Annotated in this window: 26 protein-coding genes; 13 read left to right on the top strand and 13 right to left on the bottom strand. The window is 67.1% G+C overall.

Annotated features, from left to right (window positions below):
- The first annotated feature begins 2 nt into the window (after window positions 1-2).
- From ACJ4V0_RS19780 to kce, 3 genes are all read left to right on the top strand, one after another.
- Entirely contained in the window at window positions 3-2537 is a 2535-nt protein-coding gene (locus ACJ4V0_RS19780; RefSeq protein ID WP_448301329.1) for a branched-chain amino acid ABC transporter ATP-binding protein/permease, read from the top strand.
- A 77-nt stretch (window positions 2538-2614) separates the two neighbouring features.
- Complete coding sequence (locus ACJ4V0_RS19775; RefSeq protein ID WP_448301328.1) at window positions 2615-3541, top strand: 3-hydroxyacyl-CoA dehydrogenase; 927 nt, start codon at window positions 2615-2617, stop codon at window positions 3539-3541.
- A 37-nt stretch (window positions 3542-3578) separates the two neighbouring features.
- A complete protein-coding gene (kce, locus tag ACJ4V0_RS19770; RefSeq protein ID WP_448301327.1) occupies window positions 3579-4511 on the top strand; it encodes a 3,5-dioxohexanoate:acetyl-CoA acetone transferase in 933 nt (310 codons plus the stop codon).
- 77 nt (window positions 4512-4588) lie between these two features.
- Here the strand turns inward: kce and hutX are convergent, their stop codons facing one another.
- From hutX to ACJ4V0_RS19750, 4 genes are all read right to left on the bottom strand, one after another.
- On the bottom strand, window positions 4589-5107 hold the full coding sequence (hutX, locus tag ACJ4V0_RS19765) for a heme utilization cystosolic carrier protein HutX (RefSeq protein WP_448301326.1): 519 nt from the start codon (window positions 5105-5107) through the stop codon (window positions 4589-4591).
- A gap of 5 nt (window positions 5108-5112) precedes the next feature.
- A complete protein-coding gene (hmuQ, locus tag ACJ4V0_RS19760; RefSeq protein WP_448301325.1) occupies window positions 5113-5460 on the bottom strand; it encodes a heme-degrading protein HmuQ in 348 nt (115 codons plus the stop codon).
- 39 nt (window positions 5461-5499) lie between these two features.
- Window positions 5500-6828 (bottom strand): energy transducer TonB, encoded by a 1329-nt coding sequence (locus ACJ4V0_RS19755; protein WP_448301324.1) that lies wholly within the window; start codon window positions 6826-6828, stop codon window positions 5500-5502.
- Between the two features lie 205 nt (window positions 6829-7033).
- Window positions 7034-9202 carry a TonB-dependent hemoglobin/transferrin/lactoferrin family receptor gene (locus ACJ4V0_RS19750; protein WP_448301323.1) on the bottom strand — a complete coding sequence of 723 codons (2169 nt, stop codon included), beginning with the start codon at window positions 9200-9202 and terminating at the stop codon, window positions 7034-7036.
- 258 nt (window positions 9203-9460) lie between these two features.
- Here ACJ4V0_RS19750 and hemP point away from each other — a divergent pair, with 258 nt between their 5' ends.
- From hemP to ACJ4V0_RS19730, 4 genes are all read left to right on the top strand, one after another.
- Window positions 9461-9658, top strand: a complete 198-nt coding sequence (gene hemP / locus ACJ4V0_RS19745) for a hemin uptake protein HemP (protein ID WP_448301322.1) — start codon at window positions 9461-9463, stop codon at window positions 9656-9658.
- An 80-nt stretch (window positions 9659-9738) separates the two neighbouring features.
- Window positions 9739-10566 (top strand): heme/hemin ABC transporter substrate-binding protein, encoded by an 828-nt coding sequence (locus ACJ4V0_RS19740; protein ID WP_448301321.1) that lies wholly within the window; start codon window positions 9739-9741, stop codon window positions 10564-10566.
- Between the two features lie 56 nt (window positions 10567-10622).
- Window positions 10623-11654, top strand: a complete 1032-nt coding sequence (locus ACJ4V0_RS19735; RefSeq protein ID WP_448301355.1) for a FecCD family ABC transporter permease — start codon at window positions 10623-10625, stop codon at window positions 11652-11654.
- Window positions 11651-12478, top strand: coding sequence for a heme ABC transporter ATP-binding protein (locus tag ACJ4V0_RS19730; RefSeq protein ID WP_448301320.1), 828 nt, complete (start codon window positions 11651-11653; stop codon window positions 12476-12478). Before ACJ4V0_RS19735 ends, ACJ4V0_RS19730 begins: the two co-directional genes overlap by 4 nt.
- Here ACJ4V0_RS19730 and ACJ4V0_RS19725 read toward each other — a convergent pair.
- Window positions 12442-12879 (bottom strand): RrF2 family transcriptional regulator, encoded by a 438-nt coding sequence (locus ACJ4V0_RS19725; RefSeq protein ID WP_448301319.1) that lies wholly within the window; start codon window positions 12877-12879, stop codon window positions 12442-12444. The genes ACJ4V0_RS19730 and ACJ4V0_RS19725 overlap by 37 nt on opposite strands.
- 145 nt (window positions 12880-13024) lie before the next feature.
- Between ACJ4V0_RS19725 and ACJ4V0_RS19720 the strand changes: the two genes are divergently transcribed.
- A complete protein-coding gene (locus ACJ4V0_RS19720; protein WP_448301318.1) occupies window positions 13025-14140 on the top strand; it encodes a DUF6600 domain-containing protein in 1116 nt (371 codons plus the stop codon).
- A 69-nt stretch (window positions 14141-14209) separates the two neighbouring features.
- Here ACJ4V0_RS19720 and ACJ4V0_RS19715 read toward each other — a convergent pair whose 3' ends face one another.
- Complete coding sequence (locus tag ACJ4V0_RS19715; protein WP_448301317.1) at window positions 14210-15454, bottom strand: vWA domain-containing protein; 1245 nt, start codon at window positions 15452-15454, stop codon at window positions 14210-14212.
- A gap of 197 nt (window positions 15455-15651) precedes the next feature.
- Window positions 15652-15957, bottom strand: a complete 306-nt coding sequence (locus ACJ4V0_RS19710; protein WP_448301316.1) for a hypothetical protein — start codon at window positions 15955-15957, stop codon at window positions 15652-15654.
- A 358-nt stretch (window positions 15958-16315) separates the two neighbouring features.
- On the opposite strand from ACJ4V0_RS19710, the gene araD reads away from it, so the two are divergent.
- Together araD and ACJ4V0_RS19700 are read left to right on the top strand one after the other, a co-directional pair.
- Entirely contained in the window at window positions 16316-18052 is a 1737-nt protein-coding gene (araD, locus tag ACJ4V0_RS19705) for an L-arabinonate dehydratase (RefSeq protein WP_448301315.1), read from the top strand.
- A 17-nt stretch (window positions 18053-18069) separates the two neighbouring features.
- On the top strand, window positions 18070-18786 hold the full coding sequence (locus ACJ4V0_RS19700) for a ribonuclease activity regulator RraA (RefSeq protein ID WP_448301314.1): 717 nt from the start codon (window positions 18070-18072) through the stop codon (window positions 18784-18786).
- 75 nt (window positions 18787-18861) lie between these two features.
- Here ACJ4V0_RS19700 and ACJ4V0_RS19695 read toward each other — a convergent pair whose 3' ends face one another.
- A complete protein-coding gene (locus tag ACJ4V0_RS19695) occupies window positions 18862-19017 on the bottom strand; it encodes a hypothetical protein (RefSeq protein WP_448301313.1) in 156 nt (51 codons plus the stop codon).
- 88 nt (window positions 19018-19105) lie between these two features.
- The gene (locus ACJ4V0_RS19690; RefSeq protein ID WP_448301312.1) at window positions 19106-20080 is read right to left on the bottom strand and encodes a Bug family tripartite tricarboxylate transporter substrate binding protein; all 975 of its coding nucleotides are present in this window, start codon (window positions 20078-20080) and stop codon (window positions 19106-19108) included.
- Between the two features lie 188 nt (window positions 20081-20268).
- Here ACJ4V0_RS19690 and ACJ4V0_RS19685 point away from each other — a divergent pair, with 188 nt between their 5' ends.
- A complete protein-coding gene (locus tag ACJ4V0_RS19685) occupies window positions 20269-20436 on the top strand; it encodes a hypothetical protein (RefSeq protein WP_448301311.1) in 168 nt (55 codons plus the stop codon).
- A 49-nt stretch (window positions 20437-20485) separates the two neighbouring features.
- Here the strand turns inward: ACJ4V0_RS19685 and ACJ4V0_RS19680 are convergent, their stop codons facing one another.
- The 4 genes from ACJ4V0_RS19680 to ACJ4V0_RS19665 form a co-directional block, all read right to left on the bottom strand.
- On the bottom strand, window positions 20486-21589 hold the full coding sequence (locus ACJ4V0_RS19680; RefSeq protein WP_448301310.1) for a PAS domain S-box protein: 1104 nt from the start codon (window positions 21587-21589) through the stop codon (window positions 20486-20488).
- 221 nt (window positions 21590-21810) lie between these two features.
- Window positions 21811-22314, bottom strand: a complete 504-nt coding sequence (locus ACJ4V0_RS19675) for a YciE/YciF ferroxidase family protein (RefSeq protein WP_448301309.1) — start codon at window positions 22312-22314, stop codon at window positions 21811-21813.
- Window positions 22315-22519: 205 nt separating this feature from the next.
- Window positions 22520-23257: a GntR family transcriptional regulator gene (locus ACJ4V0_RS19670; protein WP_448301308.1), complete on the bottom strand. Its 738-nt coding sequence runs from the start codon at window positions 23255-23257 to the stop codon at window positions 22520-22522.
- Window positions 23241-23447 (bottom strand): hypothetical protein, encoded by a 207-nt coding sequence (locus ACJ4V0_RS19665; protein WP_448301307.1) that lies wholly within the window; start codon window positions 23445-23447, stop codon window positions 23241-23243. Before ACJ4V0_RS19665 ends, ACJ4V0_RS19670 begins: the two co-directional genes overlap by 17 nt.
- Between ACJ4V0_RS19665 and ACJ4V0_RS19660 the strand changes: the two genes are divergently transcribed.
- Both ACJ4V0_RS19660 and ACJ4V0_RS19655 read left to right on the top strand, forming a co-directional pair.
- On the top strand, window positions 23446-24300 hold the full coding sequence (locus ACJ4V0_RS19660) for a fumarylacetoacetate hydrolase family protein (protein ID WP_448301306.1): 855 nt from the start codon (window positions 23446-23448) through the stop codon (window positions 24298-24300). The two genes, ACJ4V0_RS19665 and ACJ4V0_RS19660, sit on opposite strands and share 2 nt — an antisense overlap.
- 90 nt (window positions 24301-24390) lie before the next feature.
- Window positions 24391-25293 (top strand): VOC family protein, encoded by a 903-nt coding sequence (locus tag ACJ4V0_RS19655; RefSeq protein WP_448301305.1) that lies wholly within the window; start codon window positions 24391-24393, stop codon window positions 25291-25293.
- The last annotated feature ends 22 nt before the right edge of the window (window positions 25294-25315 follow it).

The raw sequence follows: 25315 nt of genomic DNA, 5'->3' as shown, positions 1-25315 counted from the left end.
CGATGACCCCGACCCTCCGCAATCTTCTCGCGGCCATCGCGGCGCTCGTCGTCCTGCCCGTCTTCATGCTGTCGATCGGCCTGACGCTGACCTCGGCCACCGACGTGGTGATCTTCGCCATCGCGGCGCTGGCGCTGAACATCCTCGTCGGCCACACAGGCCTCGTCTCCTTCGGCCACGGCGCCTTCTTCGGAATCGGCGCCTATGCCGCGGTGCTGGCGCAGCGGCATTTCTTTCCAGGTCAGTTCCTGCTGCCGGCGGGCTTCTCCATCCTCTTCGTCGGCATCGTGTCGGCGGGTCTCGGCCTGCTCATCCTGCGGCGGCGGGGCGTCTATTTCTCGCTGCTGACGCTCGCCATGACGGCGGTGGCCTTCACCGTCTCGTTCCGCTGGACGGAACTGACCGGCGGCGAGAACGGCCTCGGCGGCGTCATCCGTCCGGACTGGGGCATCGCCAACCTGAACAACGCCTGGACCTTCTATGTCGTGGTGGCAGTGATCGGCTTTGCCGTCGTCTATCTGCTCCAGCGCTTCCACCGCTCCGCCGTCGGCTCCGTGCTGGTGGCGGTGCGCGAGAACGAAGTGCGGGCCCGCTTCGTCGGCTACGACACAGACCGCTACAAGCTCATCGCCTTCACCATCTCGGCGACGCTGACGGGCTTTGCCGGCGTCCTCTCGGCCTTCCACCATCGCTTCACCTCCGCCGACACCATCGCCATCCAGTTCTCCGGCGAACTCCTCGCCATGGTGGTGATCGGCGGCATGCGATCGTTCATGGGGCCGGCGCTCGGCGCGCTGTTCTTCATGCTGTTCCGCGAGTACCTCTCGCTCTACACCTCCAGCTGGCTGCTGTTCTTCGGCCTCCTGTTCGTCGGCTTCATCGTCTTCTCGCCCACCGGTCTGATCGGCGTCGCCGAGCGGGTCATGGCGCCCTTCCGGAAGAAGGAAGAGACCGACGCCGCCATGGCGGCGCGCCGCGTCGAGGCGGTGGGACCGGTGCCCTACCAGTTCGTGCGCGAGACCAAGACCGCGATCGAGACCGGCCGCGACGCGGTGCTCGTGGTGGACGACATCGCCAAGAGCTTCGGCGGCATCAAGGCCGTGCGCGGCGTCTCATTCGCTGTGAAGGACCGGACCCTGCATGCGCTGATCGGCCCGAACGGCGCCGGCAAGACCACCGCCTTCAACCTCCTGTCCGGCATGTTCCCGCCCGACCGCGGCTCGGTGACGCTGGACGGCCGCGAAGTCGGAGGCCTCAGCCCGCAGGCGATCACGCAGGGCGGCGTCGGCCGTTCGTTCCAGATCACCAATCTCTTCCCTGGGCTCACCATCGAGGAGAACGTGCGGCTCGCGGTGCAGGCGCGTCATGCCGGCCGCTTCGGCGTGTGGGCCGAGGCCTCCGCCCTCCCCGGCCTCAAGGACGACACCGCCACCCTCATCCGCTATCTCGGTCTCGCCGGCATCGAGCAGGCAGAGGCGGGCTCTCTCTCCTATGGCGGGCAGCGGCTCGTCGACATGGCCCTGGCGCTCGCGACGCAGCCGCGCATCCTGCTGCTCGACGAGCCTCTGGCCGGCCTTGCCGCAGCCGAGCGCAAACGCGTCGGCGACATCATCAAGACCATCTCGGGCGATATCCCGGTGCTGCTGGTCGAGCACGACATCGACCGGGTGTTCCAACTCGCCGACCACGTCACCGTCATGAACGACGGCGAGGTGCTGGTGGACGGCACGGTGGAGGAAGCGCGCTCATCGGAGCGCGTGCAGGCGGTCTATCTCGGGTCGGGCGCCCATGCCGTGGCAGCGAAGGAGCGTCCCTCGGCAGCCACCACCGAAACCCTGCTGACGCTCGACCGGGTGAACACCTTCTACGGCAAGAGCCACATCCTCAACGACGTCAGTTTCGACGTGAAGGCGGGCGAGATCATCGCGCTGCTCGGCCGCAACGGCGCCGGCAAGTCGACCGTCTTGAAGACCATCACCGGCATCGCGCCGCCCGCCTCCGGATCGGTGACGCTGGCGGGCGCGACGCTCTCGGGCCTTCCTGCCGACAAGGTCGCCCGGCTCGGCGTCGGATACGTCCCGCAGGGCCGCGGCCTCTTCGCCGGCATGTCGGTGAAGGACAACCTGATGCTCGGGCGGCTGAGACGCCGCACCGGCGCCGGGCGGCACTGGGACGAGGACCGCGTGCTCGCCTTCTTCCCGCGGCTGAAGGAACGCTGGACGACGCCGGCCGACTTCCTCTCCGGCGGCGAACAGCAGATGGTGGCGGTCGCCCGCGCCCTCGTCGGCGACACCCGGCTTCTGCTCTTGGATGAACCCTTTGAGGGTCTGTCGCCGGCCATCACCGAAGAGCTGTTCGAGGCCTTCGACAAGTTGCGCCACGAGGTGTCGATCATCATCGTCGACCACCACCTCGATCTCGCCCTCGCCCTGTCCGATCGCACCGTGGCGCTGGAGCGCGGCGCGGTCATCTGGCACGGCGCGTCGAAGGACCTGCGTGAGGATCAGGACCTCCGCCGCAAGGTGCTCTGGCTGTGAGGGGCCGAGGCGACCAGGATGTCCCGAAGGTCTTCGCGACCGCGCCCTGACCCCACGAATTCGGAAGGAAGCACCCCATGCCCAGAATTGCCATCGTCGGATCGGGCCTGATCGGCCGGGCCTGGGCCACGGTCTTCTGCAGCCACGGCTGGACCACGACGCTCTACGACCCGGTGCCGGGCGTCGCCGAGGCGGCCAAGGCGCATATCGCGAAGAACCTGAAGGAGCTCGCAGACCTCGACCTGGTCAAGGACGCCAAGGGCTCGGCGAAGAACCTCGTCGCCTGCGCCAGCCTGGCCGAAGCCCTGAAGGGCTGCGCTTTGGTGCAGGAGAACGGGCCGGAGAAGGTCGAGGCCAAGATCGCGATCCACAAGGAGATCGACGCGCTCGCGCCGCCGTCCGCCATCGTCGTGTCCTCCACCTCCTTCATGTTCTCGTCCCTGTGGGCCAAGGACTTGAAGCACCGCTCGCGCGTGCTCGTCGCCCACCCGGTGAACCCGCCTCACCTCGTCCCCATCGTCGAACTCTGCCCGGCGCCATGGACCGACCCGAAGGTGGTGGAAAAGGCCCGCGTCATCTACGAGAAGGTCGGCCAGGTGCCGATCACCGTCAGGAAGGAAATCGACGGGTTCGTCCTCAACCGTCTGCAGGCGGTGCTGATGGCGGAAGCCTTCGACCTCGTTGGCTCCGGCGTCGTCTCGCCGGAAGACCTCGACAAGACGATCAAGGACGGGCTCGGCCTGCGCTGGTCCTTCATGGGCCCCTTCGAGACGATCGAACTCAACGCACCGGAGGGCATTCCGGACTACAACCGGCGCTACGGCCCGAGCCTGACGAACCTCACGGGCCGCAAGGTCTTCACCAAGGCCAACGAGACCGCGATCATGGCGGAGTGGCCGGGCGAGCAGTCGCCCGAACGCATAGCCCGCCTGTCGAAATGGCGCGACGGCCGTTTGGCGGCCTTGAAGGCGCACAAGCGCGGCGCGAAGAAGAAGCCGGCCTGATCCTCACCTCTCCCGCAGCGCGACGAAGGAGCCCACCATGGCGAAGTCGAAGAAAGTCATCATCACCTGCGCCATCACCGGCTCGATCCATACGCCGACCATGTCGGAGCATCTGCCGATCACGGCCCAGGAGATCGCCGACAATGCCATTGCGGCGGCGGAGGCCGGTGCCGCCATCGTCCACCTGCACGCCCGCGACCCCAAGGACGGCCGCCCCGACCAGTCGATCGAGGCCTATGCCCCCTTCCTCCAGGTGATCAAGCAGCGCTCCGACGTCGCCATCAACATCACCACAGGCGGCTCGCAGACCATGACCGTCGATGAGCGGGTGAAGCCGGCGGCGCACTACGCGCCGGAAGTCGCGAGCCTCAACATGGGCACGATGAACTTCGGCCTCTACCCGATGCTCGACCGCTACAAGGAGTTCAAGTACGACTGGGAAAAGCCCTATCTCGAGGGCTCGCGCGCCGGCATGTTCAAGAACACGCTCGCCGACATCGAATATATCCTCACCACCTGCGCCAACAACGGCACCCGCTTCGAGGTGGAGTGCTACGATATCGGCCACCTCTACACTCTGCGCCACTTCGCCGACCGCGGCATTATCAAGCCGCCCTTCTTCATCCAGTCGGTGTTCGGCATCCTCGGCGGTATCGGCGGTCACTACGAGGACGTGGTGATGATGAAGCGCACGGCTGACCGGCTGTTCGGCGACGAATACCAGTGGTCCGTGCTCGGCGCCGGCCGCAACCAGATGCCCATCGCCGCCATGTCGCTCGCCATGGGCGGCAACGTGCGTGTCGGCCTGGAGGATTCGCTATGGATCGGCCCGGGCAAACTGGCAAGGAACAATGCCGAGCAGGTCACCAAGGTGCGCCAGATCATCGAGGGCATGGGCCTTGAGATCGCGACCCCGGACGACGCCCGCGAGATCCTCGGCCTCAAGGGCGGCGACAAGGTCAATTTCTGACCTGACGTATCCCGCAGATCCAAAGCAAAGGGCGCAGCCATGGCCGCGCCCTTTCTCATCTCTCACGGTACAGCCGCTCAGGCGTATTTCGCCCGCAGCGCTTCGAACTTCGCGATCTGGTCCGGCAGCAACTCACGCCGGGCGTCGCGGCGGACGAAGATCTTGAACATGGCCTCGCCGGCCGCATTGTAGAACTGGATCGACAGCGAGCGACGGCCGTGGAACATGCGGTCGACGAAGCAGATTTCGCTGCAGTTCGACGCCTTGATGTGGCCGCCGATGGGGCTGTCGCCATGGACGTTGAACCAGCCGTGGCCGGACGAGCCCGGCACCAGCCTGCCATGGCATTCGAGCACGATGTCGGGCGTGTTGACGATGAAGAGGATCTCGCCCCAACCCGTCACGTCGGTCCAGATCGCCTCGAAGGCATCGGCGGGAGCAGCGATGCTCTCACCGGGCGGCAGCATCGCGAGAACCTCGCGCGGCGACACGCCGTGTTCGCGGGCGACATTCTCGGTGACGCCGTCGGGCTTGGCAGCCAGCGCCGCGCGTGCCGCCGCCAGACGGTCGTCAAGGGCCATCACCTGAGCCGTCATCGTCGTCACTCGGCGGCGACGGGGGGTTGCGACCGGTTGTGCTCGACCAGCACCGCCTCGAACCCCTCGAACTCCGGATGGCCCATCGATGTCGGTTTGGCCTGCGCCACCCCCGCGCGGGCATGCGACCTGCGGAACTGCTCGGACTTGGTCCAGGCCTCGAAGTCGGCCTTGTTCTCCCACACGGTGTGCGAGGCGTAGAGCGTGTGGTCCTCGCGCTCGGGTCCCTTGAGCAGGGCGAACGCGACGAAGCCCTTGAGTTCGTTGAGATAGGACTGGCGGGTGCGCCAGATCGTCTCGAAATCGGCCTCGGCGCCCTTGATGACCTTGAAGCGGTTCATGGCGATGTACATGGCAGTCTCCTTCTGGCTCGTCCCGCGGACTGGCTTGGATCAATAAAGGCTGTAGTTGATCCCTGCCGTAAAGGTGGCAGGGCCTCCGGCCGGGTTCGGCGGGAAGGGCTGGGCGCGACGCACCATGGCGAGCGTCGCCTGATCGAGAATGGCGGCACCAGAGGACGCGGCGATGGACACAGAAGTGACCGCACCGCTGGCGCTGAGAGAGAACGAGATGCCGGTGCGCCCGCGTATGCCACGGTCGCGAGCCTGCTCCGGATAGACCTTGTAGCGGGCGAGATGGGCGAGGACGCGCTGGCGCCAGGCCGCGACGGCGGCGACGTTCGAGGCTCCCGTTGTGCCGGTCGCGTTCGACTGCTGGCGGTTGCGCTGGCCGATGCCCTCGCCGCGCTCGGCAACGGCGGCGCGCGCCTCAGCCTGCCGCGCGGCGCGCGTCGGGCGCTCCGGCTGCGGGGCCGCGGCGACCTGACGGGTCGGGCGTCGATGCTCGCGGGTGGCTGGCGCCTCACGGCGGATCGGCGGCGGACGCGTCGCCTCGCGGCGCACGGGGGGCGTTGCCTGCCGCGGTGTCCGGACAAGGGGAGCCGGCGCAGGCTCAACGGGCAGCGGCACGACGGCAGCCTGAACCTCGGTCGTCTCCCGCGTATCGATTGTCTTCGCCTCATCGGGCAGCGCCGCTGGCTGCGGCGCGTCGGCCTGCACCACGGGAGGTGGCTGGATCGACTCCGCCACTGGAGGATGTTCGAGGGCGGGCCGAGGCGGAGGAGCAGGCTCCTCGCGCACAGGCTCGGAGCGCGCTTCCGCGAGAACAGGCTCCGCCGGCCTGTCAATGACCGGCAGATGCTCCGGCATAGGCGGCGCAGGCAACTGATCGAGAATGCGCTCAGCCGTCGTCAGCGGATCGGGCTGGGCCACCGACGGCTCCTCGGACAGCCTCTCGACGGGCTCGGCGACTGAAGGCTCCAATGGAGTCCCGGCAGGTGGAATCTCGACCTTGCGAAAGGCCTCGCTGTCGGACGAGGGCGTCTCGGTCTCGTGTCGACCGCTGGCGGTCTCCTGCTGAGAGGCCGAACCGGTATCGGCCGCCACCACCAGCTCGACCGGAATGCCCTCCCCGCCGGCGGAGATCGGCAGCGGCTGCGGCAGGCTCAGCCAGACAAAGGCCGCCGCCGCGCCGGCGTGAAGCAGCATCGAGGCGACGACGGACAGGGACAGCCGCGCGGCGACGGGATGAGGGCATCCCCGCGCCGAAAGGTCTGTCTCGACGACCGGCAGCGGGACGGTCGCTTCGCCTTCCGGCGCCGGGACGGGAACGGCCACGACGTCGGGCGCCGCAAGGGCGGTCACCGGTTGCGGCGTGACCACGACGGCGGGCGCCGCCGAGATGGCCGGCTCCCCCCGTCCGGAGGGGAGCGCGAGGGTCAGGACAGCGATCGGCAGGCTCGGGTCGGGAGATCCTGAGCGCGCGCCCGGAAATGCGGGCTCGGACCTTCCGCGCCCCGCCGGCCGGGCCGGATGGCTCCGGCCCGTATCCGTCCTGCGCGCTGTCGAGCGGCCGGCCATCGCAGCCTCAGAACTTCGCCGTCAGGCTGGCCGACACGGAGCGGCCAGGCGCACGGAAGAGTTCGAGGTTGGCGTTGGTCGAGGTGAGACCGGCAACATCGATGGCGTTGAAGTAGCTGGCGTTGAAGATGTTGAAGATGCCGGCACGCAGCGTCAGGTGCTTGTTGATCTCGTAGGAGCCGAGCAGGTCGAAGGTCGCATAGGCGCCGGGCTGGTAGATGTTGGCGGCGCTGACGCGGGTCTTGGCAAGGGCCGCCTTCATGCGGGCCTCCACCTGCCAGTTGTGCGGGCTGGTGTAGCGGATGCCGGCGACGCCGGTGAGCGGATCGACGCTGTCGATGGCCGCGCCGGTCGTCTGGTCCGTGCCGTTGGCGTAGGCGACAGCGCCGTGCAGCGACCATTCGGGGGTCATCCGGTACTCGCCGCGGGCCTCGAAGCCCCAGATGCGGACCGACGAGACGTTCTGATACTGGAACTGGATCAGGGGGCATGTCGGAGGCGAGCAGACCGTGACCGTGTTGATGAAGTCTTTGTAAAGATTATAGAACCCCGACACCTGGAACGACGACCCATCGGCGAAACGGCCGCGCAGGCCTGCCTCGAAGCTGTTCACGGTTTCCGGCCTGAGCCCGAAGTTCGGCAGGATCTCGTAGCCCTGGGTGGCGTTCGAGAAGGCGAAATTCGCATTGTCGTAGGGCGGCGCGCGGAAGCCGCGGGCGTACTGGCCGAAGACGCGGAAGTTTTCGGTCAGATCATAGGTCGCGCCGAGCTTCGGTGACACGGCGAAGGCCGAGACATTGCCGATCGTGAAGCCCGGATTGGAATTGTAGAAGGCGGCGTCGGGCTTGGGCGTCAGGTGATAGTAGTCGAAGCGGATGGCCGGAGTGATGCGCAGCGCGCCCCACTGCATGGTGTCCTGGATGTAGAACGCCGCCTGGGTGGTGTGCGTGTCCGGGAAGTTCTTGTTTGGGAAGGTCTCCCCGACGGGCAGGGCCACCGGAGTGCCGCCGGGCCAGGTCACCTCGTAGCGCGAGCGCGGTCGGGAGGTCATGGTGAAGTCGAATGTCGCGCCGTAGATGATCCGGTGGTCCCAGGCGCCCCACTGGCGCTGTGCCGTGAACTGCGCATTGGCGCCGAAGATCTGCTGGCGGAAATCGAAATCGGAGACGCGCAGGCGGTTGGCGGGGGCCGGAGCGACGACACCCGAGCGACGATACTCGTCGAGGTGCTCCTGCCGGTCGAAGTCGGTGGCATAGGCCGCCAGCTTGATCTCGTCGGCGATCGCCCAGGAGAGCTGCTGCGTCCAGTCGAGGCTGAGGCGGAAGCGCTTGTTGGTGTCGTGGGCGATCTGCTGGGTGATCGTCGTTGTGCGCGCCGACACGATGTCGGTGGCAACGCCGCGCCACATGGCCTCGCCGGTCAGGCGCCAGCGGCCGGAGTCGGGCGTCTCGTAGATGAGCTTGGCGAGAATGTTGTTGGACTGGAAGGTCTGCGGATTGGCCCGGCGGGTGGCCGAATTGATCTGCGTCTCGGTGCCGTCGCGCCGGGTGTACTGGAACAGGAATTCGAACGGACCCTTGCGGGCAGCACCCGTGTAGGTGTGGGCAAAGGAGCGGTTGACGCTGTCGAAGGAGAACTTCGTGCCGGCATACCAGTCGCGCCCGACCTCGCGCAGATAGTCACCGGGATCCTTGGTGACGAAGGTGACGACGCCGCCGATGGCATCCGATCCGTAGAGCGCCGAGGCCGGCCCGCGGATGATCTCGACGGCCTTGAGGCTGTCGTAGTCGATGACGTCGCGGGTGTAGAGGCCAGGACCCACGTTCGAACCGGGATAGTCGGGAACGCGGAACCCGTCGACCTCGAGGCGCACGCGGTTGTCGCCGATTCCGCGGATGAAGAAGCTGCCGGCGCCGACGCGCGTCGGCGCGTTGCTGACCGCCAGACCCGGCTCGTTGCGGACGATGTCGCGCGGCCCCTGGACGAGGTTCTGCTCGATCTGACGCGCGTTGATCACGGTCACCGTGCCGGGCGCGTTGAAGACTGTGGAGGGCGTGCGCTCGGCCGAGACGGTGATCTCGTCCTGCGCTGTCGGCGTGCGGCCGTCGGACGGACTGCCCTCGCTCTGCGCGAGGGCCGGGCCGGTCGCCAGGACCAGAAGCGAAACTGACGCCATGAGCGCCTGACGTCCGTGATGAAGGAACATGATCGAGACCGCGAGCCTGAATGAATTTCGTTGTGGCTGGCTGGCTGGCTCGACGCATCCCGCGTCCGGCTGGCTGGCATCTTCACCGGCCAGGTTTCCCGGTCGCGGTGCTGTTGACGATGCCTACTTAAGCTGACTATCAATGTCAACAATCATAGATGAGGATGCAGTTTTCAATGCTTCCAATGAGATATGCTTGATTGTTGTCATTCTAAAATAGGCGCCAACATGATGTCCTCCCCCACCCTACGCCCGTCCGGAGACGGGCGCGAACACAGTGTTCCACCCCTCGGCGAACCCGATGCAATCCCGACGGTCGAGGTCGGCGCGATCATCGGCAGCGGCCGGGAGGCCGTCATCCTCCACAAGGGTGAGCGGTATCGCCTACGCGTCACCGCCAACGACAAGCTGATCCTGACCAAATGACCCGCCCATTCGCAGTCCGGGGAACCGGCCTTCCCCTTTCGCGCCGCGCCCTTCTGGCAACGGGTGCGGCATGGCCGCTGATGTCGCGCGCGCGGGCCCAGGTCCCGGGCCGTCGCATCGTCGCCGCCGGCGGCGTCATCACCGAGATTCTCTATGCGCTCGGCCAGCAGGATCTGCTGGTCGGCGTCGACACCACCAGCCTCCATCCGCCTGCGGCCATGCAGGAGAAGGCCAATGTCGGCTATGTGCGCGCCCTTTCCGCGGAGGGCGTGCTCTCCCTGAAGCCGACAGACCTGCTGGCGGTCGAGGGCGCCGGACCGCCGGACACGATCAAGCTCATCGCCGAGGCCGGCGTGAGGGTTCAGCGCGTGTCGGAAGACACGTCGGAAACGGGGGTGGTCACCCGCATCCGCGCCATCGGCGGGTTCGCCGGCGCGACGGCAAGGGCCGAGTCGCTGGCGGCCAGGCTGGAAGCCGACTTTGCCACGCTCGGGCGCCAACGCGAGACGATCGCCCGGCGCAAGCGGGTGCTTTTCGTCCTCTCGCTGCAGAACGGCCGCGTCATGGTGGGTGGGGCGAAGAGCAGCGCCGATTCCATCATCCAGCTCGCCGGCGCAGTGAACGCCGTGAGCGCCGTCGAGGGTTACAAGCCGCTGACCGACGAGGGCCTGATCGCCGCGGCGCCGGACGTGGTGCTGATGATGAATCATAACAGCCATGCCGCTTCGCCGGACCAGGTTTTTGCCCAACCCGCCCTGTCGGCTACGCCGGCTGCGCGGCGCCGTGCGCTGATCGCCATGGACGCCCTGTATCTCCTCGGGTTCGGTCCGCGGACACCGGATGCGGCGCGCGAACTGATGGCGGCGGTCTACGGGCCGGTTGCTCCCATCCAGAGCGCCCGGCCGTGACCCTTGCGGCCGATGTTTCAACGGTCGCCGGCCTCTTCGCCTCGCGGCGGCGCCGGCTGGCGATCGGCGCGGGCCTCTGTGCCGCGGCGCTGGTGGTCCTGGCGGTCGCCTCGCTCGGCAGCGGAGCGGTGAAGATTCCACCAGGCCAGGTCATCCAGGTCATGGCAGGCTGGTTGACCGGCGACGCCGAGGTCCTGACCGGCCGGGACGCGCTGATCATCCTGTCCATTCGTGTGCCGCGCCTCATCCTGGCAGCGCTGATCGGCGCCGCGCTCGCCGTATCGGGCGCGCTGATGCAGGGCCTGTTCCGCAATCCCCTGGCCGATCCGGGGCTGGTCGGCGTCTCCTCCGGCGCGGCGCTGGCGGCCGGCTTCACCATCGTCCTCGGCGATCGCCTCTTCGGCACCGTGTCGGCGCAGTTGCCTTTTGTCCTGCTGCCCTTCGGCGCCTTCTTCGGGGGCCTCGTTTCGACCCTGATCCTCTACGCCATCGCCACCCGTCACGGACGGACGTCGGTGGCGGTCATGCTGCTGGCCGGCGTGGCGCTCGGAGCCTTTGCCGGCGCCCTCACCGGCCTGCTCGCCTTCATCAGCGACGACCGCCAGCTGCGCGACCTGACCTTCTGGTCGCTCGGCTCCCTGTCCGGAGCGAGTTGGACGAAGGTCGCGACCGTGACGCCGCTGATCCTGCCGGTGCTTCTGGCGGTGCCCTTCCTCGCCCGCGGACTCAATGCGCTGCTCCTCGGCGAGGCGGAGGCCTTCCATCTCGGCATTCCTGTCCAGGCGCTGAAGCGGACCGCCATCGTCATGGTGGCAGTGGCCGTCGGCGCGGGTGTGGCGGCCGCGGGCGTCATCGGCTTCGTCGGCATCGTGGTGCCGCATCTCCTCCGGCTGATGTTCGGCCCGGACCATCGCACCCTGTTGCCCTTCTCTGCCGTGCTGGGCGCCATCCTGCTGACCGGAGCCGATCTTCTCGCCCGCACCATGGTGGCGCCGGCCGAGCTGCCGATCGGCATCCTGACGGCGGCGATCGGAGCGCCGTTCTTCCTGTGGCTGCTGCTGCGCCGCGACCGGAGCCTCGACGCATGACCCTGCTCCTTGAGGCCGAGGGCGTTGGCATCGCCTATGGCCGCCACAAGCCGGTCGACCAGGTCTCGCTCGCGCTGCGTGCGGGCGAGACGATGGTCATCGTGGGCCCGAACGGCGCGGGCAAGACGACACTGATGAAGCTGCTGACTGGCGAGCTTACCCCCGCCGAAGGAGCGATCCGGCTCGACGGCGAACCGCTTAACGCGATTCCCGCCTGGAAACTGGCCTCGCAGCGCGCGGTGATGGCGCAGGCGAGCCGCCTCGCCTTCCCCTTCTCCGTCGCCGAAGTCGTCAGGATCGGCATCGACAGCGTCGGGCGCGCCCTGACGCGCGGCGAGCGCGAGCGGATCATCGCCGAGGCGCTCGCCGCCGCCGATATCGGCCATCTGGCAGGCCGCAGCTACCAGACCCTGTCGGGGGGCGAGCAGCAGCGGGTCCAGTTCGCCCGCACCTTCGCGCAGCTCAAGGCGGGCCGGCGGGCGACGGAGCGCCAGGTCCTCTTCCTCGATGAGCCGGTAGCCAATCTCGACCTGTCGCACCAGATCGCCCTGATGGAGAGCGCCGCGCGGCTCGCGCACGAGGGAGTCGGCGTCATCGCCGTGCTGCACGACCTCAACCTCGCAGCAACCTTCGCCGACCATGTGGCGGTGATGAATCGCGGTCGCCTGCAGGCGCTGGGCGCGGCCGGGACAGTGATCACGCGGACGATGGTGCGCGACGTCTTCGGGGTCGATCTGTGCCGCGAAGCGCCGGTTCCCGGCGGCCTGCCGGTCGTCCTACCGCAGAACTACACGGGAACCCGTGCCGAACGCGGAGCGGCCTGACCGCCCTTGCGCGACAGCGCCCGCGGCTCGATGTCGGCGAGGGTCGTATCCTCCAGTGGCTGGAAGAAGCCCCGGTGCGCCCGGAAGATGAGGTTGGACACCGGATCGCGCGACTGGTCGGCCATGAGGAAATTCACAGGGCAGTCGGCCGGCTCGAAGGCACGGACGATCTCCGCCACCTTCATCTCATCGGCGGCCCGCACCAGCCTCAAGCCGCCATAGCGCCCGCGTTCGGTCTCCAGCAGGCCTGCGCGCGACAGGGCGTGCGCGGTCTTCTGGACATTGAGGAAGGTGATGCCGGTGATAGCAGCCAGTTCAGCCGCCTTGACCGCATTGGGCCAGCGCGCCGAAACCTCGGCCATCAGGCGAATTGCGTCGACGGTTCGCTGGTTCAGCCACATCCAGCGTGTGTAGCCGAAGACAACGGCTGTTCAAAGGCCGATCTGGGCGCGCGACCGCGGCCTTTCTCACTGGAATGGATGAACTTTTTCCGCCGTCCCGACGACCGATGGATGAGCGCGATCGGCGCCTGCGAGGAGAGCCCCCATGTCCACGAGACCGTGTTCCCGCATTGCATCCGTCGTATCGTCGCTGGCGCTCGCCGTGAGCCTGTCGATCGGCCAGGCCTTTGCCGCCACCGACGGCGCTGGCGCGCCTCCCCCGCCTCCGGGCGAGACGGGCGCCGGCGCAGCCATCCAGCAGATGGCACCGAGCCCCATGGACGCGTTCCGTGCAACGCTCCAGCAGTTCGGCGGCTTCCACACACACCCGCTCTATGGCGAGGTCTGGAAACCCTCCGAACAGATCGCGATGCCCGGCTGGTCGCCCTACCCGCGCTGCCATTGGCAGTTCGACCGCGAGCAGCGCACCTGGGTCTTCAACGATCCGACCCCGTGGGGCGCCATTGTCCACCGCCACGGCCGCTGGGCCAATGATCCCCAGCATGGCTGGATCTGGGCCGCCGACTCGAACTTCGGCCCCGGCTGGGTGGTCTGGCGTGCCGAGCCCCATCAGGTGAGTTGGGCCCCGATGCTGCCCGAGCAGCACGGCCACCAGCCGCCGCGCGATGGCTGGCAGACGCAGGACCAGGCCTCGTTCAACAGCGGCTGCCGGTCCTCCGCGCCGCCGCCTCCCGTCGCCGGCTACGCCCCGCAGCGGATGGCGCCGGCGGGTCCGATGGTCGCCCATGGCGGGCCTGCCTTCATCCCCGGCGGTCCGGTGTTCGTTCCGGGTGGCGGCATCATCGTCATCGACCGCTGTCGCCGGCATCCCTGGGCCTTCGGCTGCCGACCCGGCCATGTCGGCCTGCCGCCCTCCTGCTCCACCGGCATCCGCCCGTCCTGGTGCCGTCCGATCTGCGCGACGAACCCCTTCGCTCCCGGCTGCCGCCGTCCCGGCCCGGTCGTCGGCGGTGTCCGACTGCCCCCAGGCGCAACGCCCGGCCCGCTCGGCAGCCTCTGCGGCCGCAACCCGGCCCATCCGGCCTGCCGGCAGGTGCGTCCCCTTCGTCCGGGTCCCTTCATCGGTCGCCCGGGCCCGCGCCCCGGTCCCTTCATCGGCCGCCCGGGTCACCGCCCCGGTCCGTTCATCGGACGTCCGGGTCCCCGGCCGGGCTTTGCGATGGGGGGACGGGGCCACCAAGGCCGCTTCGCCCGCCGCTAGAGCGACCGCAGCAGGCTGAACGACGAAGGCCCCGGACATGTCCGGGGCCTTTCGCATGCCGCAAGGGAGTCAGTTCGTCAGGCGCAGGCGGGTGAGCTGGCCGCCGATATCCTTCATGGTGGAATCGAGCTGGGCCGGATTGGTCATCAGCGTGAACTTGTCGCTGGTGCTGGCACAATACTGGAGCACCGCGGAGGTCGGGTCGCCGCCGGTATTCACCTGGATCGTGTAGATCGTGATACCGGCCGCCTTGATCGCATCGCACATCAGGCGCTGGCGCGCGTCGATCTGGGTCGCGCGGGTGTAGAAACGGCTTTGGGTGTTGATGCCGTCCGACAGCAGGATGATGACCTTCTTGTAGGTGTAGGTGGGATCCTGCGCCGGAGCGTTCATCGGAAGCCCCTCTGTCAGGGTCTGCCAGGCCCAGGCGAGGCCGATGCCCTGGTTGGTGTTTCCGGCAGGAGACATCTGGGCGATCGTCGACCTGAGCTGTCCCCAGTTGTAGGTGAGCGGCTGGATAGCAGTCGGCGTTCCTCCGGTCGACCCTGAGGCGAGAGCTGGAAACCGGCTGGAGGCGCCTGACGGCGCGGCGTTGGAGATATCGAAATTCTGGTTGCGGTCCTGGATAGCGCCGTCCCACGAGACCGAACAGACGCCGCGCCAGTCGCAGACAGTCGCGCCGCTCCAGTCGATCCAGTTCGCGTCGCGATAGGCAGTGCCGACATTGACGACCTTGGCGAAGGGCACGATCGAGACATAGATGTCGCCGTCGTTGCGGGCGTTGCCGCGCAATTGCTCGATGAGGTTCAGCGTGGCGGTCTTGAGGGCCGCCATCTTGCCCGCGCTGGACATGGACCCGGTATTGTCGAGCGCCAGAGCGACGCGGAGCCGGGTGATGCCCCAGGCCGTCTTGGCATTGGCGCTGACCGAAACCGACGGAATCCCGATCACCGGCAGGAACGAGGCCGGCATCTCGAACCGCGACGACAGTTCCAGCGTGGAGTTGGTGACAATGGCGGTCACGGGGGGCGTGCCGACCCGCGGCTCGTTGAACTGGGCGGCGAAGAAGGCGAGAGCGTCCGCCCTGATCTGCTCGCCGGTCTTGCCCGAGGCGCGCGACGAAGCCGCGACGGCCGCCGCGTCGAGAGCCGACTGGAGCCTGGCCTGCAGGCGCGAGGCCTGCGCATAGTCAACCGCCATCCCCATGATGCCGATGAGGGGAATGAGGCAAATGGCGAAGATGAGGGCGACACCGCCGCCTTCATTGCGCCGGAACCGCGCGGCGTTCCCGAAGATTTTCTCGCAAAAGTCCATTGAGGCGATTCAGATCAGCAAAAGAAAACGGGCGCTGATCATCCCAGAGCCGTCTTTCGCAATCGCTAAAGCGCGGTTCCTGTTCTGTATCGAATCGTTTCCGACTCTCGCCGCAGCACGGCCGAATTTATGCTGTCGAGGCGGATTCCGGCGCGGGTCGGTTCGCCGCGCGGGAGAGTTTCCCGCAGGGGGTCCGATCAGCGCAGGAAGCCGTCCAGCACGTCGTCGATGCGCTTGTTGGGCGTGCGCTGGCATTCGCCGGTGACCCGCGTCAGGACCTGATCGTAGGTCATGTTGCGCAGGATATCGCGGTTCTTGTGGAAGGCCGAGGCCGACAGGTAGCCGAGCATCCACTCGCGGTATTCGGCCGCCTGCGGCGTGGTGCGAACGCGCAGCCAGACGGAGCACTGGTCCGTGCCATGGCCGAGGATGCGGATGGCGTGGGCCTCCGTTGCCGCGAAAGCGGACAGGGCGAAAGCGGCAGCGAGGGCGAGACGGCGCATGAACAGATCCTCCCCGGCGCCAGAGAACCTGTTCCGTCCGGTCGCGGGTGGCGGGAGCCTAACGCAGGGGCATGCTTTGGCAAGCGCCACGATCGACGACCTTGCCTTTTCGTTCCGATGGCGGCGCCACGGCCCTCCGGTGCGCAACGCCATCGCCGCCCGATCCATTCCGATACGAAACGATTGAAATCGCTGCATCGCAGCATCGAATTATCTGCGCACCGCGCCTGCATTCCTCTGAAAAAGGACGCTTCCGCCGAGACTTAGGCTTGCCAACCGGCGCATCGCGGCCTTGGATGAGTCGTCCCGGCCGCCAAGAGCCGGCGCAATCCCTCGAAACGCCCGAGACGAGATGCCCATGACCCGCCGCAAGTCCCCCTCGGATCTCCGCAGCGCCCGCTGGTTTGCACCCGACGACATGCGGTCGATGGGACACCGCTCGCGCTGGATGCAGATGGGCTACGCAGCCGAGGACTGGGTCGGCAAGCCCATGATCGCCATCCTCAACACCTGGTCGGACGCCCAGCCCTGCCATGCCCATTTCAAGGACCGCGTCGAGGACGTGAAGCGCGGCATCCTCCAGGCCGGCGGCTTCCCGATCGAACTGCCCGCCCTCTCGCTGTCGGAGAGCAACGTCAAACCGACGACCATGCTCTACCGCAACCTTCTCGCCATGGAGGCGGAGGAACTGATCCGCTCGCATTCAGTCGACGGGGCCGTGCTGATGGGCGGCTGCGACAAGACCACCCCTGCCCTGCTGATGGGCGCGACCTCCGCCGGCCTGCCGATGATCTACGTGCCGGCCGGTCCCATGCTGCGCGGCAACTGGAAGGGTCAGGTGCTCGGCTCGGGCTCGGACGTCTGGAAGTACTGGGACGAGCGCCGCGCGGGCAACATTTCCGACCGCGACTGGTCGGACGTGGAGGCCGGCATCGCCCGCTCCTACGGCGTCTGCATGACCATGGGCACGGCGTCGACGATGACGGCCATCGCCGAGGCCATCGGCATCACCCTGCCCGGCGCTTCCGCCATTCCCGCGCCCGACGCCAACCACAAGCGCATGTGCGCTGCGGCCGGCCGGCGCATCGTCGATATGGTCTGGGAGGACCTGAAGCCGACCGACATCCTCACCCGCGCCGCCTTCGAGAACGGCATCACAGTGGCCATGGCCATGGGCTGCTCGACCAATGCCATCATCCACGTCATCGCCATGGCGCGCCGGGCCGGCGTCGACATCTCGCTGGCCGATTTCGACAAGGCCAGCCGCAAGGTGCCGGTCATCGCCAATGTGCGGCCGAGCGGCGACACATACCTGATGGAGGACTTCTTCTACGCCGGCGGCCTGCCGGCGCTGATGACGCGCCTCACCGACCACCTGCACCTCGACGCGATCACCGTCACGGGGCGGCCGATCGCGGAGAGCCTGGATGGCGCCGTGGTCCACAACGACGACGTCATCCGCTCCGTCGACAATCCGATCTACGCGGAAGGCGCACTGGCCGTCCTGAAGGGCAACCTCTCGCCCGACGGCTGCGTCATCAAGCCCAGCGCCTGCGAGCCGCGTTTTCTCAGGCACACCGGCCCTGCCCTCGTTTTCGACGACTATCCCAGCATGAAGGCGGCGATCGACCGCGACGATCTCGACGTCACCGCCGACACGGTGCTGGTGCTGCGCAATGCCGGACCCCATGGCGGGCCCGGCATGCCTGAATGGGGCATGCTGCCGATCCCGAAGAAGCTGGTCAAACAGGGCATCCGCGACATGGTGCGGATCTCCGATGCGCGCATGTCCGGCACCAGCTACGGCGCCTGTATCCTGCACGTCTCGCCCGAGGCCCATATCGGCGGGCCGCTGGCGCTCCTGAAGACCGGCGACCTCATCGAGCTCGACGTCGATGCACGCACGCTCAACATGAAGGTGAGCGAGGAGGAACTCGCCCGGCGAAGGGCCGCCTGGCAGCCGCCGAAGGCGCATTACGAGCGCGGCTATGGCTGGATCTTCACCAAGCACATCAAGCAGGCCCACGAGGGCTGCGACTTCGACTTCCTCGAGGAGAGCTTCGGCGGGCCGGTGGCCGAGCCGGCGATCTTCTGAGCGAACGGGAGCATTCCATGAACCTGACCCCCGAGACCCGCGACAAGCTGAAGAGCGTCTCGACGCCGACGCTGTGCACCGCGCTGTTCAAGCGCGGCCTGCGCAACCAGTTCATCCAGGACGTGCACCCGCTGAACCCGACGTTGCCGACCATGGTGGGCGAGGCCTTCACCCTTCGCTACATCCCGGCGCGCGAGGACCTGAACCCGATCACCGTGTTCCAGGACCGTGCGCACCCCCAGCGCAAGGCGGTGGAGGAATGCCCGCCGGGTGCGGTGATGGTGATCGACAGCCGCAAGGATGCGCGTGCGGCCTCGGCCGGCGGCATCCTCGTGTCGCGGCTGATGGTGCGGGGCGTTGCCGGCGTCGTCACCGATGGTGGCTTCCGCGACAGCCCGGAGATCGCCCAGTTGGCTATCCCGGCCTATCACCATCGCCCCTCGGCCCCGACCAATCTCACGCTGCATCAGGCGCTCGACATCAACGTGCCTATCGGCTGCGGCGACGTCGCCGTCTGGCCGGGCGACGTGGTGGTGGGCGATGGCGAGGGCGTGGTGATCATCCCCGCCGGCATCACCGACGAGATCGCCGACGAGGCGGTCGAGATGACCGTGTTCGAGGATTTCGTCACCGCCATGGTGCTGCAGGGCCGTTCCATCCTCGGGCTCTATCCGCCGACCGATCCGCAGACCAAGGTGGATTTCGCGGCCTGGCGGGAGAAAGCGGGGCGATAGGTCAGGGCGGCCCCGACCGGCCATGAAGACGACCGGGATGAGGCCCTCACCCGACGAGGCGCTTTCGGATGCTCGTCACCACCAGGGGCTCGGCAGCCAGTTGAACATGTAGAGCGCCGTGAGGATGATCATCAGCGTGATCACCGACCCGCCGGCGCCGCGGGCGCCGCCGAGATAGCCGCCGAAGACCAGCACCGCGATCAGCAGAACAACCAGAAATCCGGTCCACATGGGCCCCTCCCCGCGTGCCGGAGCCGTTCAGGCTCCGGCCTCTCCGGCAGGACAACGCGCGAACCGGCATCCGGTTCAGGTCAGGATTTCACTGCGGCTCGATACGCGCCTCGCGGACGATGCGCTGGTAGCGCTCGCGCTCGGATCGGGCGAAGGCGGTGAAGACGTCCGGCGTGTTGGGCGACGCCACCGCGCCGATTTCCTTCAGCTTCGCCACCACGTCGGGCCGTGAGAAGATCTCCTTCACGTCGGCCGCCACCTGATCGACGATGGCGCGCGGCGCACCGGCGGGTGCGAAGAGCCCGTGCCAGGTGCCGATGTCGAAACCGGGAAAGGTCTCGGCGATGGCTGGGATCTCCGGAGCGGTGGGGCTGCGATCCTTCGAGGTGACGGCGATCGCGCGCACCGTGCCGCCCTGCGACTGGGGCAGCGCAAAGGTGATGTTGTCGAAAGCGAGATGGATGTGGCCGCCGACCAGGGCGTTCATAATCTCGTTGGAGGAGCGGAAGGGAATGTGCGTCATCGGCGTGCCGACGAGATTGGAGAAAATCTCGGCCGGAATGTGGTTCGACGCTCCGATGCCCGACGAACCATAGTTCAGCTTGCCGGGATTGGCCTTCGCATAGGCGACGAACTCGCCCATGGTCCGGGCCGGAATCGTGTTCGAGATCACCAGCATGTTGGGCAGTGTCGCGAACAGGCTGATCGGCTGGAAGTCGCGGTCGGCGTCATAGTTCAGCGTCTTGTACACGAAGGGCGCGATGGCATGGGTGCTCGCCGTGCCGACGAACAGCGTGTAGCCGTCCTTGGCCGCGCGGGACGCGGCAGTGGCGCCCACCGTTCCGCCGGCGCCGGCGCGGTTTTCGACGACGAAGGCGGTCCCGTATTTCTGCTGCATGGCCTGCGAGAAAATGCGGGCGAAGAGGTCGGTGGTGCCGCCGGCCGTGAACGGCACGATGACGGTCACCTGGCGTTGCGGCCAGGCGGGCGCGGCGGTCTGGGCCTCCGCCCGGACGGCTATCAGGGACAAGGCGCCAAGCAGCGCCAGCATCAGCTTCTTCATCGGTTTCCTCCCGGCATTCATTGGGTCCCGCGGGGGGCGGGCCTTGCCTTGGGATGAAGTCTGAACCGTTTGAAACCTTCCGGAAAGGGATTTCTTCCACGTCGCCCGGCATCGCGCGAGGGGCTGCGACCCGGCATTCGGAACGATCCCGGCGGGTCGGGGTTGTCTCGCAGAGAATGGAGATCGCCATGATGATGCAAAGCGCACCGATCCGGTTCGGCAATCCGCAGCCGCCGGTTCCGGACCCCTTCCCGCAGCCGATACCCGCGCCCCTGCCGCCGCAGCCGGATCAGCCCGATCCGGCGCCTCTCCCGCCGCAGCCGGAAGACCCGATCCAGACGCCCGACACGATGTAGGTGGGCGAGCAGACAGGGCTTCCAAGTCGCCTTCCGGACCGAGCCGCGGTCAGGTGGCCTTGAGGGCGTCCAGAGGTGCGGTGACCGACCACAGCACGCTGTCGGCCGTCGATTCGAAATGGCTCCGGCCATGGAGTGCGCTCGGGGTGATGCGCTTCAGAACGGTGGTGCCGAAGCCTTCGCGCGACGGGCCGGGCGGCAAGCTCCGCGGCGCGAAGCTTTCGCGCCACCACAGCGAGAATTGGCGGTCGCCGCCGGCGTGGGGCGTGATCTCCCAGGAAACGCTGATGGTGCCGCCCGTCTCGCTCAGCGCCCCGTACTTGGCCGAATTGGTCGCCAGTTCGTGAAAGGCGATGCCGAGGTACTGCAAGGCCATGGGCTTCAGCGAGAGCAAAGGCCCGGAGACCGAAACCTGCTCGCGATGCTCGAACGATTCGAGCTGCGCGGTGACGAGGGCACTGAGGTCCGTCCCTGTCCATTCGGTTTCGACCAGGAGATCATGAGAGCGGGACAGCGCCATGATGCGATCCTTGACCCGCTGCTGGAACACGGCCGGCTCCGGAGACTGCCGGCCGGTTTCCCGGATCATCGACAGGATGACGGCGAACTGGTTCTTCACGCGATGATTGACCTCGGCCATCAGCAGCCGGATGCGGCGCTCGTTCTCGCGGGTCACGCTGATGTCGCGGGCGATCTTGGAAGCGCCGACGATGGCACCCAAGGCGTCGCGGATAGGCGAGACGGTAAGCGACACTTCCACAAGGGAGCCATCCTTGCGCCGACGCGTCGTCTCGTAGGTCTCGACCACCTCGCCGCGCTTGATCCGCCCGATGATCTCAGCCTCCTCCCCCTGGAGGTGATCGGGGATCAACATCAGAATGCTGCGACCGACCGCCTCGGCGGGCGCATAGCCGAAGAGCCGCTCTGCGGCGCGGTTCCACGTGGTGATCGTGCTGTTGAGATCCTTGCTGATGATCGCGTCGAAGGACGATTCGACGATCGAGGCGAGCCAGGCCTCCGCCGGCGGCGCAATGATGGCATCCGGGGGAAGCGCGGCGCGAGAGAAGTCCGACATCAACGATCCGATCAGTCTGCGGCTGCCGGCGATATCGCCCATAGAGCGTTTGATGCGGCGGCCGACGATCGCAACCATCTCCCCGGACCGGCACCGGCCGCAAGAGGTCACGGCCCCCTGCTAAACGTGCAGGAGGAGGGTCGGTTCCAGTCGCTCGACGAACTGTGATCCCCGAGGATGAACTCTCCGGTCGGACCGGCAGGAGGACGGATGCGATGGCAGCAGACGCGGCGGGCTGGACCGCCGCGTCCCAGGGCGTTGATCGTTGGAAGTGAACTACATCCACGGCTCACCAGCCGTCAGGCTGCCTTTGCCATGGCCTTCGTGTTGATCTTGGCCTTGGCGAGCTTGCTCAGGTCGGCATCCGTCTTCTCCTCCTCCGCGAGGGTGGCGGCGAGCAACTTCGCGGCGTCGGGAAGGCCGAGCAGTTCCGCCCAGGTCGCCAGCGTCCCGTAGCGCACGATCTCGTAGTGCTCGACGGCCTGAGCGGAGGCGATGATGCCGGCATCCAGCGCCACGCTGCCGGCATATTCGTCGAGAATCTCCTGGCCTTCCTCGAGAATGCCGACGATGGCCGGGCAGTGCTTGCCGCGCGCGGCCATGTCCATGCTGGCGAAGATCTGCTCCAGGCGGTCAATCTGTCCCTCGGTCTGATCGCGGTGGGTCTGGATCGCCGTCCTGAGGTCGGTGGAACTGGCGGCGCGCGCCATCTTCGGCAGCGCCTTCAGGATCTGGCGCTCGGCAAAGAGAATATCCTTCAGGCTGTCCGTGAACAGGTCGTGCAACGTCTTGGCTTCGGCCATGGTGTGTCTCCCGTGGGCTGCGGGCCGGAATGACCCCGCCCCGAGAACGTCCGGGAGGAGCAATGGTTGCATCGGGTGCGCGCTGGGGCTGCCCAGAGAGACTCAGGCCTGAAGCGGACGATGTGGCATCCCGGGACGCGATCCGGGCACACGACCAGAGGTGATCGGCTCTTCCACCGACGCCCCCTGCTCCGTCAGTGCACAGCTATTCCGCCGCGAACCTTGACGGGCGTTTCGACAGGACGACCGGTTCAGGGCTCATGAACTGACCGGCGTTCTGGATGACGTTCTCGGTCGTCTCGCGGATATGGCGGTCGATCAGGTTCTTCGCTGCCGGCGCGTCCCTGGCGATGACCGTTTCCATCAAGGTGCGATGCTCGACATCCTTGGGCCGCCACTTGGTGCGGAACTGGCATGACATTCGCCGATAGCGATGCGCCCGCTGGAACAGCTTGTCGCGAAAATCGAGCAGGGTGGGCGACCGGCAGGCGCTGACCAGCGAGCGATGGAAGTCGCCATGGAGCTGCGACCACTCGTCGGAGAGGAAGTAGAGGTCGCCAAGCCGCGCCTTCAGCCGATCCATGCGGTGGAAGGCCGCGATGATGTCGGCTTCCCAATCGTCGTCGCCGTGCAGGATGGACCTGCCGATGCACTCCTGATCGATCAACACGCGCACGTCGGTGAGATCCTGCAGGTCCGACAGGTAGAGCGGCGCCACCATGAACCCGCGTTGACCCTCGCTCACCACCAGCCCTTCGGCCACGAGCCGGGACAGCGCCTCGCGCAGTGTCGAGAAGCTGACAGCGTAGAGTTCCTTGAGGGTTTCGAAGCGCAACCGCGTGCCCGGTTTCAAGGCGCAGCCGATAATGTCGACCCGCATGCGGTGCAGCACATCGGCTGCCCGCGTCTCCTCGGCGGCTTTCGGTTCACTCCTGGCGGCCATCGAGAGACTCCATTGGCCCAGCGGTGTCGAGGATGCGGGGACTCATCGCTTCCAGTCCAGGAGCGCGAGCCGGCTGGCGCGAGCCCGCCGGCGCGACGCCTGTCCCGGCCCACGACGGTGCCGTACGGCTTGCCTCTATCACATTTTCATCGGTATAACGCAATTCCAGTTCATTTTCGAAAATGCCCATGAAGCTTGTCTCCTTCCTCCACCAAGGGCGTCAGTCCTTCGGCTGCGTGACCCGTTCGGGGATCGTGGATTTCGAACGGCGCTGTCCCGGCGCCTGGCGCGACCTGAAGGCCTTGATCGCATCCGGCCGGGCCACCTGGCCTCACGTTCCTGACGACGCCGATGCGGACTATGCCCTCGACGCGGTGGTATTCCGGCCGCCCCTGCCCAATCCCGACAAGATCATCTGCGTCGCAGTCAACTACTTCGCCGGGGCCGACGGCGACAGCGCCGGTCCCGACCATCCGCTGCTGTTTCTCAGGCTGGCCGCGTCGCAGGTCGGGCACGGCGGCCCGCTGGTCATCCCGCTGGAGAGCGACAGGCTGGACTATGAAGGCGAACTCGCGGTCGTCATCGGCGAAGGCGGACGACGCATCCCGACAAGTCAGGCATTCCGGCATGTTGCAGGCTACTCCTGCTACAACGACGGAAGCGTCCGCGACTGGCAGAAGCACTCCAGCCAGTTCACCGCCGGCAAGAACTTCCAGTCCACCGGCGCCTTCGGTCCGTGGATCGTTACGGCGGACGAGATCGGCGATGTCGAAACTCTGGCGATCGAGACGCGGGTCAACGGCGTCGTCCAGCAGAACTCCAACACGGCGCGGATGATCTTCTCGATCCCGCGCCTGATTGCCTATGTCTCCACCTTCACCGAACTCGTTCCCGGCGATGTCATCGTTTCCGGAACGCCGGGCGGATTCGGCGCGACACGCACACCTCCGGAGTTCCTGCAACCCGGCGATGTGGTGGAAGTCGAGATCGCGAATGTCGGGACGCTGAGAAATACCGTGACGCGCGAAGTCCGCATCCCATAATTTCGAAATTATGCCGCATCGTCGAAAATGAGTTGATCGGGCCGCGATGCTGCGCTAGGGAATCGAAAAATAGCCTTCGGGAGGGAAGCGATGACGCACCTCGTGCACGCCATCGGTCACATGAAGATCAACACGGCTGTCGCCGACGCTGTGGTGCGGGAAGCGACCGAGATCCTCGGCCTCCGGGTCACGCATCGAGACGATCACCAGACCTGGCTGAGCTCGAACGGGCGCTCCGCCGAACTCGTGCTCGTCCATGCCGGCGACAACAGCGCCCACACGATCGGGCTGGAAGCGCTGACCGTCGATGCCGTCCGGGCCGCAGAGGCTCGCATCGAGGGCGCCGGTTGCACCATCCTCTCCCGCCAGCCGAGCCTCCCCTGCATGGCGGCCGGGGTTACCTTTGCCACGCCCGAGGGTCTGCGCTTCGAGATTCACACCCCCATCCGCGACGAGATCTACGGCCGCCGCTATCCCACCACCGGGGTCGGCGCCAACAGGATGGACCACATCAACCTCATCTCGCCCGATCCCGGCGCGACGCGCAGGCAGCTGGAAGCGATCGGCGGGCTGCGGCTATCCGAACGCCTCGTCAACGACTCCCTGAGCTGGATGTATGGCGGCAACCGCCAGCACCACATCCTCGGCCTGGTGAAGGGCAAGGTCGGCCTGCACCATGTCTCGTTCGAGTTTCTCGACGTCAGCCAGTTCGTCCGCCTCGGCGACACGCTCGACCGCTTCGACAAGCAGCTCCTGTGGGGCCCCGGCCGGCATCGTCCCGGAGACAATCTCTATTCCTATTTCGTCGACCCCTCGGGAGCGATGATCGAGTGCTCCAGCGGCATGGCGCTGGTCGCTGACGATGCCAGCTTCACCCCCAACGTCATCACCAATCTCGAGCGCCCGGGCAACGTGCGCGCCATGAACGTGTGGGGCACGCCCGCCCCGCTCGAATGGCGCGAGTTCCACTTTCCCTTCGCCGTGCTGGGCTGAGACGAACCCCCGCCCCTGTCTG

This window comes from Phreatobacter aquiterrae (genome assembly GCF_053471285.1).
The sequence above is the reverse complement of the archived record's forward strand: the minus strand, read 5'-3'. Positions and strand labels throughout refer to the sequence as shown.

Bases quoted from the DNA above. Each gene is read 5' to 3' on its own strand.
- ACJ4V0_RS19780 (WP_448301329.1), top strand. From the start codon at position 3: ATGACCCCGACCCTCCGCAATCTTCTCGCGGCCATCGCGGCGCTCGTC.
- ACJ4V0_RS19775 (WP_448301328.1), top strand. From the start codon at position 2,615: ATGCCCAGAATTGCCATCGTCGGATCGGGCCTGATCGGCCGGGCCTGG.
- kce (WP_448301327.1), top strand. From the start codon at position 3,579: ATGGCGAAGTCGAAGAAAGTCATCATCACCTGCGCCATCACCGGCTCG.
- hutX (WP_448301326.1), bottom strand. From the start codon at position 5,107: ATGACGGCTCAGGTGATGGCCCTTGACGACCGTCTGGCGGCGGCACGC.
- hmuQ (WP_448301325.1), bottom strand. From the start codon at position 5,460: ATGTACATCGCCATGAACCGCTTCAAGGTCATCAAGGGCGCCGAGGCC.
- ACJ4V0_RS19750 (WP_448301323.1), bottom strand. From the start codon at position 9,202: ATGGCGTCAGTTTCGCTTCTGGTCCTGGCGACCGGCCCGGCCCTCGCG.
- hemP (WP_448301322.1), top strand. From the start codon at position 9,461: ATGATGTCCTCCCCCACCCTACGCCCGTCCGGAGACGGGCGCGAACAC.
- ACJ4V0_RS19740 (WP_448301321.1), top strand. From the start codon at position 9,739: ATGTCGCGCGCGCGGGCCCAGGTCCCGGGCCGTCGCATCGTCGCCGCC.
- ACJ4V0_RS19730 (WP_448301320.1), top strand. From the start codon at position 11,651: ATGACCCTGCTCCTTGAGGCCGAGGGCGTTGGCATCGCCTATGGCCGC.
- ACJ4V0_RS19725 (WP_448301319.1), bottom strand. From the start codon at position 12,879: ATGTGGCTGAACCAGCGAACCGTCGACGCAATTCGCCTGATGGCCGAG.
- ACJ4V0_RS19720 (WP_448301318.1), top strand. From the start codon at position 13,025: ATGTCCACGAGACCGTGTTCCCGCATTGCATCCGTCGTATCGTCGCTG.
- ACJ4V0_RS19715 (WP_448301317.1), bottom strand. From the start codon at position 15,454: ATGGACTTTTGCGAGAAAATCTTCGGGAACGCCGCGCGGTTCCGGCGC.
- ACJ4V0_RS19710 (WP_448301316.1), bottom strand. From the start codon at position 15,957: ATGCGCCGTCTCGCCCTCGCTGCCGCTTTCGCCCTGTCCGCTTTCGCG.
- araD (WP_448301315.1), top strand. From the start codon at position 16,316: ATGACCCGCCGCAAGTCCCCCTCGGATCTCCGCAGCGCCCGCTGGTTT.
- ACJ4V0_RS19700 (WP_448301314.1), top strand. From the start codon at position 18,070: ATGAACCTGACCCCCGAGACCCGCGACAAGCTGAAGAGCGTCTCGACG.
- ACJ4V0_RS19695 (WP_448301313.1), bottom strand. From the start codon at position 19,017: ATGTGGACCGGATTTCTGGTTGTTCTGCTGATCGCGGTGCTGGTCTTC.
- ACJ4V0_RS19690 (WP_448301312.1), bottom strand. From the start codon at position 20,080: ATGAAGAAGCTGATGCTGGCGCTGCTTGGCGCCTTGTCCCTGATAGCC.
- ACJ4V0_RS19685 (WP_448301311.1), top strand. From the start codon at position 20,269: ATGATGATGCAAAGCGCACCGATCCGGTTCGGCAATCCGCAGCCGCCG.
- ACJ4V0_RS19680 (WP_448301310.1), bottom strand. From the start codon at position 21,589: ATGGTTGCGATCGTCGGCCGCCGCATCAAACGCTCTATGGGCGATATC.
- ACJ4V0_RS19675 (WP_448301309.1), bottom strand. From the start codon at position 22,314: ATGGCCGAAGCCAAGACGTTGCACGACCTGTTCACGGACAGCCTGAAG.
- ACJ4V0_RS19670 (WP_448301308.1), bottom strand. From the start codon at position 23,257: ATGGCCGCCAGGAGTGAACCGAAAGCCGCCGAGGAGACGCGGGCAGCC.
- ACJ4V0_RS19660 (WP_448301306.1), top strand. From the start codon at position 23,446: ATGAAGCTTGTCTCCTTCCTCCACCAAGGGCGTCAGTCCTTCGGCTGC.
- ACJ4V0_RS19665 (WP_448301307.1), bottom strand. From the start codon at position 23,447: ATGGGCATTTTCGAAAATGAACTGGAATTGCGTTATACCGATGAAAAT.
- ACJ4V0_RS19655 (WP_448301305.1), top strand. From the start codon at position 24,391: ATGACGCACCTCGTGCACGCCATCGGTCACATGAAGATCAACACGGCT.